The following is a 261-nucleotide window of genomic DNA, read 5'->3' as shown; positions in this document are numbered from 1 at the left end:
GGGAAAATGCGCACGGCACGATGTCCTTCCCGGACACCCCGCCGGTTAGTCAGTCATTGTGCCGGCAGGTCTCCTGACTGATGCGTCATCGCCACGCTCCGGCCTTCCCGGGATTCACCCAGTGGCAGTCGAGGAGCAGGCTCGGCACCTACAGTTGCGGGGGCAGTTCCGATTGATGCTGTGCAAGCATTTCGGATTCCCTATTAATTCCGTGTGGAAACCGGCGGCGGCATGGTAGTCGATTTGCGCGGTGGAGGGGGA

The 261-nt window shown here is 61.3% G+C and carries 1 riboswitch.

The features are described 5' to 3' along the window. Positions 1-46 precede the first annotated feature (46 nt). A riboswitch (cobalamin riboswitch) is annotated at positions 47-240 on the bottom strand. Positions 241-261: the final 21 nt, after the last annotated feature.

The organism is Psychrobacter sp. TB20-MNA-CIBAN-0197, assembly GCF_040309765.1.
In the GTDB taxonomy this organism is placed as follows: Bacteria; Pseudomonadota; Gammaproteobacteria; order Pseudomonadales; family Moraxellaceae; genus Psychrobacter; species Psychrobacter submarinus.
This window is presented reverse-complemented; position numbering and strand designations above follow the sequence as displayed.